The organism is Tritonibacter scottomollicae (genome assembly GCF_032924845.1).
In the GTDB taxonomy this organism is placed as follows: Bacteria; Pseudomonadota; Alphaproteobacteria; order Rhodobacterales; family Rhodobacteraceae; genus Epibacterium; species Epibacterium scottomollicae.
The window spans coordinates 150,444-165,094 of the sequence record NZ_CP136707.1; the positions used below are offsets into that span (position 1 = coordinate 150,444).

At 63.5% G+C, this 14,651-nt stretch carries 12 protein-coding genes; 8 read left to right on the plus strand and 4 right to left on the minus strand.

The features are described 5' to 3' along the window. Window positions 1-53: 53 nt before the first annotated feature. The 6 genes from R1T40_RS21790 to R1T40_RS21815 all read left to right on the plus strand — a co-directional run bounded on the left by R1T40_RS21790 (window position 54) and on the right by R1T40_RS21815 (window position 7,102). Complete coding sequence (locus R1T40_RS21790) at window positions 54-812, plus strand: HpcH/HpaI aldolase family protein (RefSeq protein ID WP_317387087.1); 759 nt, start codon at window positions 54-56, stop codon at window positions 810-812. A gap of 69 nt (window positions 813-881) precedes the next feature. Continuing rightward, window positions 882-2,747 carry a TRAP transporter permease gene (locus tag R1T40_RS21795; RefSeq protein ID WP_317387088.1) on the plus strand — a complete coding sequence of 622 codons (1,866 nt, stop codon included), beginning with the start codon at window positions 882-884 and terminating at the stop codon, window positions 2,745-2,747. A gap of 53 nt (window positions 2,748-2,800) precedes the next feature. Then, window positions 2,801-3,733, plus strand: a complete 933-nt coding sequence (locus tag R1T40_RS21800) for a TAXI family TRAP transporter solute-binding subunit (protein WP_317387089.1) — start codon at window positions 2,801-2,803, stop codon at window positions 3,731-3,733. A 52-nt stretch (window positions 3,734-3,785) separates the two neighbouring features. Continuing rightward, entirely contained in the window at window positions 3,786-5,021 is a 1,236-nt protein-coding gene (gene lhgO, locus R1T40_RS21805) for an L-2-hydroxyglutarate oxidase (RefSeq protein WP_317387090.1), read from the plus strand. Beyond that, window positions 5,018-6,133: an Ldh family oxidoreductase gene (locus R1T40_RS21810; RefSeq protein WP_317387091.1), complete on the plus strand. Its 1,116-nt coding sequence runs from the start codon at window positions 5,018-5,020 to the stop codon at window positions 6,131-6,133. Before lhgO ends, R1T40_RS21810 begins: the two co-directional genes overlap by 4 nt. Window positions 6,134-6,151: 18 nt before the next feature. Next, on the plus strand, window positions 6,152-7,102 hold the full coding sequence (locus R1T40_RS21815) for a hydroxyacid dehydrogenase (protein WP_317387092.1): 951 nt from the start codon (window positions 6,152-6,154) through the stop codon (window positions 7,100-7,102). 56 nt (window positions 7,103-7,158) lie between these two features. Here the strand turns inward: R1T40_RS21815 and R1T40_RS21820 are convergent, their stop codons facing one another. From R1T40_RS21820 to R1T40_RS21835, 4 genes are all read right to left on the minus strand, one after another. Then, window positions 7,159-8,286, minus strand: coding sequence for an NAD/NADP octopine/nopaline dehydrogenase family protein (locus R1T40_RS21820; protein ID WP_317387093.1), 1,128 nt, complete (start codon window positions 8,284-8,286; stop codon window positions 7,159-7,161). After that, window positions 8,283-9,359 carry a LacI family DNA-binding transcriptional regulator gene (locus R1T40_RS21825; RefSeq protein WP_317387094.1) on the minus strand — a complete coding sequence of 359 codons (1,077 nt, stop codon included), beginning with the start codon at window positions 9,357-9,359 and terminating at the stop codon, window positions 8,283-8,285. Before R1T40_RS21825 ends, R1T40_RS21820 begins: the two co-directional genes overlap by 4 nt. Further along, window positions 9,356-11,341, minus strand: coding sequence for a TRAP transporter permease (locus R1T40_RS21830; protein WP_317387095.1), 1,986 nt, complete (start codon window positions 11,339-11,341; stop codon window positions 9,356-9,358). Before R1T40_RS21830 ends, R1T40_RS21825 begins: the two co-directional genes overlap by 4 nt. Window positions 11,342-11,406: 65 nt before the next feature. Then, the gene (locus tag R1T40_RS21835) at window positions 11,407-12,570 is read right to left on the minus strand and encodes a TAXI family TRAP transporter solute-binding subunit (RefSeq protein WP_317387096.1); all 1,164 of its coding nucleotides are present in this window, start codon (window positions 12,568-12,570) and stop codon (window positions 11,407-11,409) included. 203 nt (window positions 12,571-12,773) lie between these two features. Here R1T40_RS21835 and R1T40_RS21840 point away from each other — a divergent pair, with 203 nt between their 5' ends. Both R1T40_RS21840 and R1T40_RS21845 read left to right on the plus strand, forming a co-directional pair. After that, entirely contained in the window at window positions 12,774-13,736 is a 963-nt protein-coding gene (locus R1T40_RS21840; protein WP_317387097.1) for a glutathione S-transferase C-terminal domain-containing protein, read from the plus strand. After that, a complete protein-coding gene (locus R1T40_RS21845) occupies window positions 13,729-14,604 on the plus strand; it encodes an amidohydrolase family protein (protein WP_317387098.1) in 876 nt (291 codons plus the stop codon). Before R1T40_RS21840 ends, R1T40_RS21845 begins: the two co-directional genes overlap by 8 nt. Window positions 14,605-14,651: the final 47 nt, after the last annotated feature.

Sequence of the window (14,651 nt, forward strand, 5' to 3'; positions counted from 1 at the left end):
GGCCTGCTGCGGCCGCCTCTCCTCCTTAGTGCAACTCGAAGACAGAGGCGCAGATGACACTGAACGCAACCTTCAAAACCCGCCTGGCTGGCCGCGAGCAGCTGCTCGGCCTGTTTGTGAAAACGCCGCATCCGATGGTCACCGAAGTGCTGGGCCACTCCGGCGCCGATTTCGTCATCCTTGATGCCGAACACGCGCCGTTTGACCGCGCCGCGGTCGACACCTGCGCAATTGCCGCGCGGGCGACCAGCTGCCCGCTTTTGGTGCGCATTCCCAATGCCAGCCCCGACACCATCCTGGGCATGCTGGACTGCGGCATCGCAGGCATCGTGGTACCGCATGTGAAATCGGCGCAGCAGGCGGCGGACATCGTGCGCAATACCCGCTACGGCCAGGGCCAGGGCCGCGGCTTTGCCGGCACCACCCGCGCCGCCGACTATTCCCGCCGCAGCCTGGCCGAGCATTTCGAGCTCGCCAACCGCGAGGTCAGCGTGATCTGCCAGATCGAAGATCCCGAAGGCTATGACGCCTATGAAGACATCGCCGCGGTCGACGGGGTCGATGCGCTGTTTGTCGGCCGCGCCGACCTAGCGGTATCCTACGGCGCCAATGACTTTCACGCGCTGGAGATCGGCCAGAAATGCGCCGACGTGCTGGGCGCGAAAGGGTCCGCCACAGGCCTCTATTGCGCGCCGGGCGAGGACATCAGCCGCTGGCGGGAGGCCGGCGCCAGCATGTTCGTGATCGGTTCCGAACACACACTGATGATGCAGGGCATGGCCCGCATCCGCCAGGACGCTTTCGGCGGCTGAGCATAAGACCCCGTCGGCAAGCGCCCGCTGCGGCGCCCCGGCGGCACATATCATGGGGGAGGACACCGCATGTACTGGTTGCGAAATCAACTGGCCGGCCGCCGCGAGGCGCTGGCGTTGCCGCTGATGGCGGCAATGATCTGTTTTCACATCTACGTGGTCGCGGCCGGGGCGCCGCAGCCGTTCACCTTCCGCGGCACCCACCTGGGGCTGGCGCTGCTGATCGTGTTCCTGCTGTTTCCGGACGCGCGCACCAAGGGCCGCTTCGGCGCGCGGCTGGATGCCGCCTATGGCGTACTGACCGCCGCCGCGATTGGCTATCTCATCGTCAACGAAGAGCTGCTCTATTCCCGCTTCCAATTCGTGGATGAGCCAGAAATAGTGCAGAAGTGGCTGGGCTGGGGGCTGATCTTCCTAGTGCTGGAAGGCTGCCGCCGCACCCTGGGCGCTGCACTGCCGCTGACCGCCATCGGATTCATCGCCTTTGCCCTGTTCACCGGCCAGCTGACCCCCGGCTATGTGGTTGACGTGAACTTCCTTACAACCGAAGGCATCTTTGGCATCCCGCTGAATGTCTCTGCCACCTTCCTGTTCCTCTTTGTGCTGTTCGGCGCGCTGGCGGAACGGCTGGGCACCGGCCGCTTCTTCATCGAATTCGCCACCGCCATCGCCGGCCGATCCACCGGTGGCCCGGCCAAGGTCGCCAGCCTCAGTTCGGCGCTGTTCGGCTCGATCTCCGGCAGCGCGGTGGCCAACATCATGACAACCGGCACCTACACCATCCCGCTGATGAAGCGACTGGGTTACAGCCGTGCCTTCGCCGGCAGCGTCGAGGCCGTCGCCTCGACCGGAGGCCAGATCATGCCGCCGGTGATGGGCGCTGCCGCCTTTGTCATGGCCGAGATGATGGGCGTCAGCTACCTTGATGTGATGATGATCGCACTGATCCCAGCGCTGCTGTTCTTCACCGCGGTGTTCCTGGCGATCCATTTCGAGGCAAAGCGCAAGGGCCTGAAGGGCCTGCCCGAGGACCAGATCCCCGACGGCCGCGCGGTGCTGCGCGACCGCGGGCACCAGATCCTGCCGCTTCTGGTCATCGTCAGCTGCCTGTTCTCCGGCTACTCCCCGGCCTATGCCGCGCTGTTCGGCATCCTGTCGATCCTGCCGGTCACCCTGATGCGCCGCAGCACCCGCGCCGAGTTCCGCCTGGAGCAGATCCTCGAGGGGCTGCAGAACGGCGTGCGCAACGCGGTGCAGGTGGCGATGGCCTGCGCCTGCGCGGGCATTGTGGTCGGCATCATTGTACATTCGGGCCTCGGGCTGGAATTTTCCAGCATGGTGCGCAGTCTCAGCCAGAACTCGCTCTTGCTGGCGCTGCTGCTGACCGCCGCCGCCGGGATTGTCATTGGCATGGGCCTGCCGACCACGCCGGCCTATATCCTGCAGACCGCGCTGCTGGTGCCTGCACTGGTCAAGCTGGGTACGCCGCTGGAGGCAGCGCATCTCTTTGCGCTCTACTTTGCGATCCTCTCGGCAATCACCCCGCCGGTCGCCATCGGCCTGTTTGCCGCCAACGCGATCTCGGGCGCCAGGCTGTGGGACGCCTCCGCGGCGGCGATGAAGCTGGGGCTGACCGGCTATGTGGTGCCCTTCATGTTCGTCTATTCTCCCGCCCTCATCATGCAGGGCAGCTGGAGCGAGATCCTGTTCGCCGCCGCAACTGCGCTGATCGGGGTCACCTTCATGGCGGCGGGACTGCATGGCTACCTGCTTTCGCGCCTCAGCATGCTAAGCCGCGCGCTGCTAGTCTGCGCGTCCTTCGCGCTGATCGACCAGGGACTGGTCGGCGATGCCCTCGGCCTCGGTCTGGCGGCGCTGGCGCAGATCGCCAACCGCTTTGCCAGCCCGCACGAAACCGTCACCGCGCCACGCTAGATCGCGCCGGGACACCCCGACACCCATCAGATCAATCTTGGAGGAGAAGACACATGATCGGATCACTGAAACTTGCCTTGACGGCGACGATCACCATGGCAGCCCTGCCCGCACTGGCGGCAGACAATCTGGTCTTCGTGACCGGCTCGCCTGGCGGCTCGTGGTATCCCGCGGGCGGCGCCATCAAATCCGCGGTCGAGGATATCTTCGACGACGTCGGTATCCAGGTTCGACCCGGCGGTGGCCTCGCCAACATCAAGGCGATTGAGGCCGGCAAGGCGCAGCTGGGCATGTCCAACACCATCTCCGCCGTGGATGCCGCCGCGGGCAAGGCGCCCTTCGATACGCCCATCGGCAATATCTGCAACGTTGCCTATCTCTATCCACAGGTGATCCAGGCCGCGGTCACCGACAGCTCCATCGCGGATTTCGCTGCCATGACGGGCAAGCGGCTGGCGGTCACCCCGCGCGGCAACACCGCCGAGCAGCTGGCCCGGCTGACCCTGTCCACCGTCGGGCTGGACTATGACGACCTCGGGCAGGTCAACTTTGCCTCGATGTCCGACCAGGTGAACATGATGAAGGACGGCCAGGTCGATGGTTTCTTCCAGGCCACCGGCGTGCCCGCGGGCGTCATCATGGACGTCGGCGCCTCGCGCGATCTGCGGCTGCTGCCGATCACTGACGAGATGTTCGCCAAAATGAAGGAGGTCAACGCAGGCTTCGGCCAGATCACCATCCCGCAGGACGCCTATCCCTTCATGAACGCGCCGGTACAGTCGGTCAGCTTCGGCACCCATGTGATTGCCGACTGCAATGCCAGCGAGGATGCGATCTACAAGGTCGCCAAGGCAATTCATGACCGGCTGGACGACATCGGCATCGCCGTCGCCGCGGTCAGCAAGACCACGCCGGACATGCTGGGCCAGGATGTCGGCATCCCGCAACACCCCGGTTCGGCCAAATTCTTTGCCGAAGTCAAGTAAGCCACAACAGGCGGTCCCGCGCTTTGGGGCCGCCGCAGCCTGAGGGTCCGTGATGACCTATGACTATTGCATCATCGGCGGCGGCATTGTTGGTCTGGCGACCGCGCGGGCGATCCTTACGGCGCGGCCCGGTGCCTCGCTGATCCTGTTGGAGAAAGAGGACGCGTTGGCCCGTCACCAGACCGGTAACAACAGCGGCGTCATCCACGCTGGCGTCTATTATGCGCCCGGCTCGCTGAAGTCGAAACTGTGCCGCCGCGGCGCCAGGATGACCAAGGATCTGGCCCGCCGACACGGTGTTGCGTTTGAGACCTGCGGCAAGTTGATCGTCGCAACCACCCCGCTTGAACAGGAGCGGTTGGCGGCGCTGGAAACCCGCGCCGCGGGCAATGGGTTGTCGTACAAACGGCTCAGCGCTGCACAGCTGCGCGAACGCGAAACCCACATCACTGGCCTAGGCGCGCTGTTCATCCCAGACAGCGGCATCATAAGCTACCCGGCCCTGTGCCAGGCCATGGCCAACGACATCCGGCAGGCCGGCGGTCTCATCCGCACCGGCGCAGAAGTGCGCGGCATTCGTCGCAGCGCCAGCACCGGTCATGGGATCGCGCTTCGTGGCCACGCCATCCATGCCAGCAATCTGGCGGTCTGCGGCGGCTTGCAGGCCGACCGTCTAGCACGCATGGCCGGACTGGATATCCGCACCCGCATCGTGCCCTTCCGCGGCGAATACTACCGGCTGGCTGACAAATGGAACAGCCGCTTCAAGCACCTGATCTACCCGGTGCCAGACCCTGATCTACCATTCTTGGGCATCCACCTGACCCGGATGATCGACGGTAGCGTCACCGTTGGCCCGAACGCCGTGCTGGCCCGCGCCCGCGAGGGTTACTCCAAAACAGCGGTCTCGCTGCGCGACCTGTCCGAGATTGCTATCTTCCCCGGTTTTTGGAAAATGCTGCACCGGAATCTCGGTCCCGGCCTGGCAGAACTGAGCAATTCCCTGAACAAGCGCGGCTATCTGAAAATGTGCCAGAAATACTGCCCCGATTTGCAGCTGGAGGACTTGAAGCACGGCGGCGCAGGCATTCGTGCGCAGGCGGTTTCAGCTCACGGCGCGTTGCTGCATGATTTTGAGTTTGCCGACGCGCCGGGGGCGGTGTTTGTGCTCAACGCCCCCTCCCCCGCCGCAACCTCGGCGCTGCCCATCGGCGAGATGATCGCGAACCGGCTATTTGGCGGCACGGACAGTGCCGCCTCCACCCAGACAGAGGAACTGCCTGCATGACCATCCAAGACAGGATCCAGCTCCGCCCCCACCCGCTGACCGAACTGCTGGCCCGCCTTCTCGCGGCCCATGGCTGCAGCGCCGAGGAGGCCGCCCATGTTGCGCGGCATCTAGTCGAGGCCAGCCGCAGCGGCCATGACAGCCACGGCATCGTGCGGATCCGCCGCTATCACGACTGGCTGCAATCGGGCCAGCTGGTGGCGTGCGCGCCGTTTGCGCAGGTCGCAGACCTTGGAGCGCTGATGCAATTCGACGGCGGCGACGGGCTGGGCCAATGGGCCGCGCACCGCGCGACCAGCGCGGGCATGCAGCGAGCGCAGGACCAGGGAGCCGCCGTTGTGCTGCTGCGCCGCGCGGGCCATATCGGCCGCGTCGGCGCCTTTGCCGAACAGGCTGCGGAAAAGGGTATCATCAGCCTGTTTTTCACCAATGTCGCGGGCTCGCGCCTGGTGGCGCCCTTTGGCGCGGCAGAGCGCGCCGCCTCCACCGCGCCGGTCACCGTCGGCGTGCCGCAGGCGAACGGGCGGCACTTCATCCTCGATTTCGCCACCTCATTGGTGGCCGAGGGCAAGGCGCTGGTTGCCGCGAAATCCGGCGGCACCCTGCCCGGTGATGCGCTGGTTGACGCAAACGGCGCGCTCACCGGAAATCCGGCGGTGCTGTATGGCGAGACCCTGACCGCGCCGACGCCTAACCCGCGCACAGGCGACGGTGCCTTGCGCAGCTTTGGCGGCCACAAAGGCTCTGGCCTGATGCTGGCATGCGAGCTGCTTGGCGGCGCGCTCACCGGGAACGGCACCAACGGTCCCGCTGGGCACCGATTCGGCAACGGCATGTTTGCGGTTTTCATCGACCCGGCGCACTGTGATAACCCCGGCGGCATTGCCGGTGAAATCGCGGAGTACCTGGCATTCGTGAACGCGCTGACCCCGGCGCAGGGCCATGACGCGGTGCGTATCCCCGGCGACATCGAACGCGAACTGCGCGCAGCCCGCGCCGACAGCGTGCCGGTCGCCGCCGCGGTCTGGAGCGACATCCTGGCCATCGCCGACGATGTGCGGCTGGCGGTGGATCAGGGCAGCCTTCTTGCGGCCGAACCGGCCGGTGTCTGAAAAAACAAAGGAAAACCAATGCCCAAAGCTCTCGTCCTTGACCAGGTCCACCCCGACGGGGTGGCGCTGCTGCAGGCCTGCGCGGAGGCCGAAACCGTCTATCTGCCCGCACCGGACGACGCCGCCATCGCCCGCGAGATCCGCGATGCCGAGGCCATCGTGCTGCGGGCCCGGGTGCTCAGTCGGGAGGTGCTGGACAGAGCGCCGAAGCTACGGCTGATCTCCCGCCACGGGGTCGGCTGCGACAATCTGGACCTGCCGTATCTGAAATCCCGTGGCATTGCCGTGGCGATTGCCGCCGACAGCAACTACATCTCGGTCGCGGAACAGGCCTTTACGCTGATGCTGGCGGGCTGCAAGCGGCTGGTGGCGGCGGATGCGGCGGTGCGCAGCGGCAACTGGGACCTGCGCGACAATCTCAATGCGCGCGAGGTAATGGGCGCATCAGTGCTGGTTGCAGGCTTCGGTCGCATCGGCCGCGCCTTTGCCGAGCGCGCCCGTGCCTTCGGCGCCCATGTCACGGTCTACGATCCCTTCATGCCAGAAGACGCCCCCCTTCCCAATGACGTCCGGCGCCTGACCGACCTGCAGCAAGCGCTGGCGGCGGCCGATATCGTCAGCCTTCACATGCCGCGCACGCCGGAAACCGCGATGCTGTTCAACGCCGACAGGCTGCAGCAGATGAAACCGGGGGCGATCTTGGTGAACACCGCCCGCGGCGGCATCGTCGATGAGACCGCACTGCCAGCTGCCTTCACCGAAGGCCGGCCCGCGATCTATGCCACCGACGTACTGGAACAGGAGCCGCCGCGCGCCGGTGATCCTCTGTTGGCCAGCGACCAGCTGATCGTCACCCCGCATTCCGCAGCGATGACACAAGAAGGCGCGCGCCGGATGGCAACACGCTCCTGCCAAAACGTGCTGGACTTTTTTTCCGACGCGCTCGACCCGGACATGGTGGCGGGTTAGCGCACCGCGTGCCCCCAGCACAGCATCTTTCTATGCTGGGGGCTTTGCTCCAGACGCTAGGCTTGGCCCGTCCTGACTAAACGGGTCATTGCATCTGCCGTCATGCCCTCCAGCCCCAGCCGGGACAGCGTGACCCCGTCCTGCCACGAAGACATCCCCACCAAACCATCCATGATTTCCACCAAAGCGCGATGCAGCGGAGCGGGCTGGCCCAAGGCCTCGGCCAGCAGCACGAAAGGCACATGCGCATTGGGAATGTCCCACCGCATCCAGGCCTTCCACACATCGGCAGGCAGCGGCGGCAAGTCCCGGTAAAAGGGAACTTCAGCCACAAGCGCGCCCAGAGGTTTATGCTCCAGCCCGTAGATCTTCGAGACCTGTTCTGCCACGCTGGGACAGGGCACATCCAGCTGTGCGGCCACGCCGGGGCGCTCGGCATCTAGCAGCTCGGTCATACGCATGGCGTTCTCGGTGTTGCCTGTGCCGTAGAAGCTTATCTTTTCACCCCGGCTGCCCGCCCGATCGAAATAGCCGATGTTTACCAGCGCAATGCCGGGATGGATGAGGAAATTCATCCCCGACAGGTTGCTGTGCAGAACGTCCCGGGCCATCTCGAAGCTGTGGAAAATCCGGTGCAGCTGCACCCGGGCCTGCTCGCTGCGGTTGGCGGGAAAAGCCGCCGCCAAAACGTTCTGGCGCAGGGTATGCGGCGTGATCACCGCGCCCTCGCGCCCGGCGGCGATAGACGGCGTCACCCCTTCGGTCAGGGTCACGCCGAACTTGCCCGCTTTGCGCAGCATCGCCGCCACACGCAGCGAAGGCCAGTAGCCGTGCGTGTTCACATGCACCACCTGCCCATCCGAGAGATACGGCAGCAAATCGCGGAAGCGGCGCTCAACCTCGTCGCCGGTCACATCCATGACTACCAGCGCGGCCCCCTCAACCGCCTCTGCCGGAGATCCGGTCACAATCCGCGGCGCAGCCAAGCCGGTCTGGCCGGATTGTGTCTGCGCACGCGGCTCTAGCAGCGTGAGGCCGCCATTGGCCGCAGCCTCCTCAGCCAGCTCCGCCTGATCAGGCCACAGGAACAGCCGCGTGTCCTCACCGCCGAGCGTAAGATCCGCCGCCATTACAGCGCCGATATTGAGCATGGAATTGCCGATGATTGCGATATGGCCGGTCAAATGTCTGTTCCTTTTTTCGGGACGGCGCAGCCGTCGATGTCTCCTGTCTGCAGCGGCACCGGGCGGGTGCTGCCACGCTGAACAAAGCGGCACCCCTCCAGCATCACCATGCCTGCCTGCGACAGGCCCCGGTCGGGGGTTTCAAGAAGCTTGCAAACATTGCCGATCAGCCTGTTGATCGGCTGGTGGATGGTGCTCAGCCCATAGCCCTCCCAGCCCGCAACCGGCACGTTATCAAAACCCAGAACCGCAACGTCATCGGGCACCTTGCGGCCCAGGCGGCTGCGCAGCGCATCCATCGCGCCGCAGGCCATAGCATCGTTGCAGGCATAGATGGCATCGGTTTGCGGGAAGGCCTCCATGATCTGAAGCGCGGCCTGGAAGCCGCCGCTGTAGCTATAATCGCCCGATGTCTGAGCAAGCAGATCAATCCCGTGCTCGTCCAGCCGGTGGCTAAAGCCGCCGCGCCGCATCCGGGTTGTCCAGTGCCCGGCACGGCCGGTGATCATGCTGATGCGCCGGTGCCCGCCATCAGCCAGCACGTCCGCAGCGCGCCGCGCGCCGGCCTGAAGGTCGCCGCAGATCGAAATCGCCTGGCTGTCTTCCGCCACCCGGTTCAACAGGATCAGCGGTGTTTCCGCCTCGACGCAGCGCCGGATCGCCAGATCGGACACCGGCAGAACCGTCACCACCACGGCAGCAACCCGGTAGGCCAGCGCCACCTGCACTAGGTCATCCGCCGCATCCGGCGTCAGCTCTGCTTTCAGCAGCAGCGGCATCTTTCCCATCTCGGCCAGTCCGCCGGTCAGGGCCTCCAGCAGAGCCGGCTGGAACGGGTTGGCAAAGTCAGCCGTCAGCACCGCCACCATATCGCTGGTGCGCGTCTGCAGCATCCGGGCCAGCTGGTTCGGTTCATAGCCGAGGTCGCGAGCCGCCTGCATAACCCGATCGCGGGTGTCCTTGCGCACCGTGTCAGCCTCGGAAAAACAGCGCGAAACCGTTGCCCGCGAGACCCCTGCCAGCCTAGCCACATCGGCTGAGGTTGCCTTGTGCCGCATCCCCTTGCCGTTCATGCCTGATGTTTCCGCAAAAAGCTCGGCGCCATCTGCAGCAGCAGTGCAGCCATGATGCAGACCAGCGCTGCCACAAGAAAGCTGCCGGCCCCGATGTTGCCGAAGTTCTCACCGCCCGGCACCAGCAGCAGCAGGCCCGCTGCAAACAGCGCCATCCGGATCGGCCATTGAAACAAGCCACCGCCGCCCAGCCGGCCAACTCCCAGCAGATACCCCTGCAGCGCTGACGAAAGCAGCAGGACGCCGATCACCGCCGTGCCCAGCACAGACAGGATCTCGGCCATGCTGCCCTGCCCGATCAGCGCCGGGTTGAGAACAAAGAAGAAGGGAATAAAATAGATAATGGTGCCTAGGCGCATCGCCTCAATTCCGGTTTTCATCGACGAGGATCCGCTGATCGGCGCCGCAGCAAAGGCCGCAAAGGCAATGGGCGGCGTGATGTAGGAAATCATACCCCAGTAAAGCATGAACATATGGATGGCGAGGACGTTGAGCCCGCTTTCAGTCAGCGCCGGCGCCAAGGCGATTGCAAGGAATAGATAGGCGGCGCTGATGGTCATCCCCATGCCCAGGATCATGCTGGTCAGCGCTCCGGCCAGCAGCAGCACCAAGGTGTTGTCCCCCGCCATCGCAATCAGGTCATAGGCCAGGGATCCGACCTTGCCGGTTAGCACCAAGGCGCCCAGCAGCAACCCGACGCCCGCCAGGATGGTCGCGATTTCGACAAACAGGCGGCCGCAATCCACGGCAAAGGCTGCCAGGTCGCGCAGCCCCCAGCGCCGGGTCGGATTCAGCTGGTTCAGCGCGATCAGTGCCAGCGTGGCAAAAAAAGGCGCGCGCGACTCTTGCTTCAGAAAGAACAGCAGCCAGACCAGCAGGACCAGCGCCAGCAGGAAATACCAGCCGTCGCGCAGCACGCTGCGCAGACGCGGCAGTTCTTCCCGGGGAAAGCCCACCAACCCCTTGCGTGCGGCCATGGCATCGATCTGCAGGAACAGGCCCAGAAAGAACAGAAACGACGGGATGATCGCCGCTAGGGCGATGGTCTGGTAGGAAATCTCCAGATAGGTCGCCATGATAAAGGCTGTGGCCCCCATGACTGGCGGCATCAGCACCCCGCCGGTCGAGGCGCAGGCCTCGATCGCGCCGGCGGTGACTGCCGGGAAGCCGACCTTGCGCATCGCGGGAATGGTCATTGAGCCGGTGGTCACCACATTGGTGACGGGGCTGCCGCTGATCGACCCCATCAGCCCGCTGGAGAGAACCGCAACCTTGGCCGGCCCGCCGCGGGTGCCGCCAAGGATTGCAAAGGACAGATCAATGAAGAACTGCCCGGCGCCGGTCTTTTGCAGCGCGACGCCGAACAGCAGAAAGCCGATCACGATATTAACCAGTGCCTGCATCGGTACGCCGATCAGGCTTTCGGTGCCGAACAGGTGGTATTGCGCGGTTTCCAACAACGTGCTGCCCGGCACCTGGAACAGGCCCAGGAAGGAGGCGCTGCCGAACCACGGGTAAAAGCTGGCCACCGCGACAACCGCAAACACCGCGAACCCGGCCGCCCGGCGCGTTGCTTCCAGCATCAGAAGCCAGACCGCCAGCGCCATCCACAGCGCCCAATCCGGCGCCAGGTAATCCCAGCCGTAGTCAAATATCGTCCGCGTGTTGAAGGTACAGACCGCTCCCGCGGCCAGAAACACCAGAAACAGCGCCACGTCATACCACGGCACTCGGTCGCGCGGCGCACCCTTATGGGCGGGAAACAGGATGAACACCAACGGGCACAACAGTGTCAGCGCGGCGTAGAAATACACCGCTTGGATTGGAATATACCCGGCATAAAGGCCTAGGTTGAACACCATGTAGACCACCATCGCGATGCTGGCGGCAGCGGCAAGGCCAACCACGGCCTGCCAGCCCGGTGAAAGCCGGCGCTGGCGGCCCTGTTCAGGCGCGTTAGACGAAGGGGCAGCATCAGTCATGGGACGGACCTCGGGAAAAATCGGCCCGACAGAACGCCGAGCCGCAGTCGGGGGAAGAGAGTTATTCAGAAGTTCCAAACGTCGTCATAGACGACCGCCAGCCCGGCCTCACGCAGATGCTTGGCGCGGATTTCGGACCACTTGGCGGCAAAATCGGCCTCATCCCCCGGCACTTCGCCCACGTTCAGCTCCTGCCAGGCAGCCGCCAGCACATCCTGCCGCTTCAGCAACATGTTGTGATGCGCTTGAGCATCGGCATCCCACACGCCTTTTTCCTTGAAATAGCGGATGGCGCCATCATGCCAGGGCCAAGCCTGCTGCATCCGCTGCTTGTCAAAAGCATACCCTTTGGCGCGGGGAAAGGCCGTTGCCATTTCCTCGGCATGCACGTCCATCGCCTTGATCAGCGCGTAGACCGTGTCATCGGACAGATCCGGGCGGGCCAGATACTCCGGGTAGCCATAGCCGTTGATCTCTACGCACTCGCCCTCGGGGATACCGATGCCCTGGCAGATCTCGGCCTTCTGGACATAGGGCGCAACGGCGGTCAGCCGCTCCCAGCCCTTGGTGTCGTCATGGGCCGTCGGCGGCCAGAAGATGCCACGCGGCGAGTTGGCCAGACGCTCGACGCTGGGCGAGGTGGTATTGGCGGCAGCAATATCCGCTTGGCCGTTGATAAGCGCTTCCTGGCCCGCTGACCAGGACGACACCGGAACCCGCACCACGTCGCCCCAGGTCAGGCCTGCAAAGGCCAGCGAGGCCTCGACGACCTTGGCCGAGGCTGCGCTACCCTGCACCACAGCGACCCGTTTGCCCTTGGCGTCGGCCCAGGTCCGGATGCCGCTGTCGGCGGTGACCGCGGCACCATTGCCGGGGTTGATTTCATTGTAGGAAACCAGCCGCAGGCGCTGCGGACCGTAGCCCTGCTTGGCAAAGATGAACGCGCCCTCCTGGGCAAAATAGCCATCACTGCCGGTGGTGACGATATCCGCCTTGCTAGAAAGCAGCGGCAGCATCCGGGAAAACCCGTTGCGCACCGGAACCACCTGCAGCTTCATTCCATAGTGGCCCTCCAGCACCTTCCCGATAGCGATCGATTCTGCATAGACGATGGACTGGCTGTCATAGCTTGCCCAGGTCATCTGCTGCGGCAGGCGCACCTCATCGGCACCGGCCACAGCCGGAAAAGCGACGACAAGCGCTGCAGTAATTATACGGTCGATTTTCATATTTTTACTCCCTGATGGTCCGGACCTGCGGCCGACTCGATAACGTCGCCCTGATGCTGACACATAAAATGTACACGTGTCCATTGCTATGAAATTATTTCAATGACGGATAAATATCGTTCAATAGCATGCGCTTGTGATATACGCACGCCTAAACAAAAGTAAACGTGTACATTTAGAGCAAGGTCAAGGAGGCTCGCGAAATGGGACAGCTCGTCAATGGCAAATGGATCAGCGGAACCCAACGGCAGATCGGCGCTTCTGGCTGGGAACCGCGCAAAGAAGGCTTCCGCGGACGGGTCTCGGCAGACGGCTCTACGCCTTTTCCGCCGACCCCCGGCCGCTACCTGCTGATCGAATGCCCCGGCTGCCCACTGGCACAGCGGGTCTCGATGCTGCACCGGATGAAAGGCCTTGAAACTGTCGTACCGACCGTGTCCGTGCTACCGGAAATGGGGGACCATGGCCGCGTGTTTCGCTCTACTCGGCCAGACCAGCCCGAACCGCTAACCGGATTTCGGTTTCTATACGAAACCTATCAGGCCAGCGACCCCAGCTATACCGGTAGAGCCTCAACGCCGGTGCTGTATGATCTCGAACGGGGTTGCATACTGTCCAACAATACGCGCGACATCTTTGCGATGTTCAACTCGGAGTTTGATGCACATGCGTTGGCAGTCAGCAACCTGTTGCCCGATGCTGCAACCGCGCAGATTACGGCAATGATCGACGAGATCTACTCAGGCGTCACCTCTGCTGTCTACAAATGCGGCTTTGCCCGTGACCAGCAAGTCTACGACACCGCACTGCACCAGTTGGAGACTGCGCTCGATTACTGGGACGCGCATCTGGCCCAGAACCGCTGGCTGCTCGGAGACATTCTGACCGAGGCGGATTTCATGCTTTACACCTCACTGGCGCGCTATGACGCAATCTATATCCCACTGTTTCGCACCACCACCCGCAGGATAGCGGACATGCCGGCGCTCAGCCGCTTTCTGGCCCACACGCACCAGCTCCCCGGCGTGGCCGAAACCTTCGATCTGAAGGCATGCATGACCCATTACTTCCGAACTCACCTTCACATCAATCCGACAGGGATCATCCCCGCGCCGCCATCCCTAGACTGGCTGGCCCCGAACAATCAGGAGAACCGGCATGCCTGACGCCGAAACCACTCAGCAGGTCATCACGGATGCCAAGCCGTTCGGCGATATTGACGGAGGTTGTGACTGCCACGCTCACATGATCGGATATGATCCCCGGTTCCCCTTATCATCAAGCCGCGCAGAAGACCCCGAACAAGGCTCTCTGCACTACTGGCTGGACCAGTACCGCACGCATCTGCGGTCGCTGGGTCTGTCACGTGGTGTCATAGTGCATTCCATGCTCTATGGCCTCGACAACAGCATTACAGCAGAGGCCATCCGTCAGCTGGGCCAGACCAACTTCCGGGCTATAGGACTTGTCGACAATGAAGTTAGCGAAACCCAGCTTGATAAAATGGCCCAAGACGGCTTCAAGGGAGTGCGCTTAAACTATGTGCATGGAGGCACTCTTGACTGGCGTGGCACGCAAGCCCTGGCGCCGAGGCTGCGTGCCCGCGGAATGCATGTGCAGATCTTGCTGCACAGTCACAAACACATGACGGAAATCGCTCCCGCCCTGAAACAGCTGGAATGCGACACCGTGATCGACCACATGGGCTGGCCGGATATGGCCGCGGGCCCGAATGAGGCAGGCTTCAGCCAACTGCTATCATTGCTAGCCGATGACCGCGTCTGGCTCAAACTCTCGGGAGTCTACCGCTTCAGCGAAAGCCCCTTTTCTGAAGCTGACTCCTTTGTCCGTGCCGCGCTTGCCGTCAATCCAACTCGTTGCATCTGGGGAAGCGACTGGCCATTCATCATGTTGGGTGGAGCAAATCAGCCAAGAGTGCCTGATCTGTCCGCAGCATTGTTGCGAGCGATCCCTGAACACAAACTTCAGCAAGCTATATTGCAAACCAACCCTACCGAGCTGTTCAGTTTCTAGCGTCTAGGCGCATTGAATTCTATCGCAGTTGCGAAAGTTGATCTGAG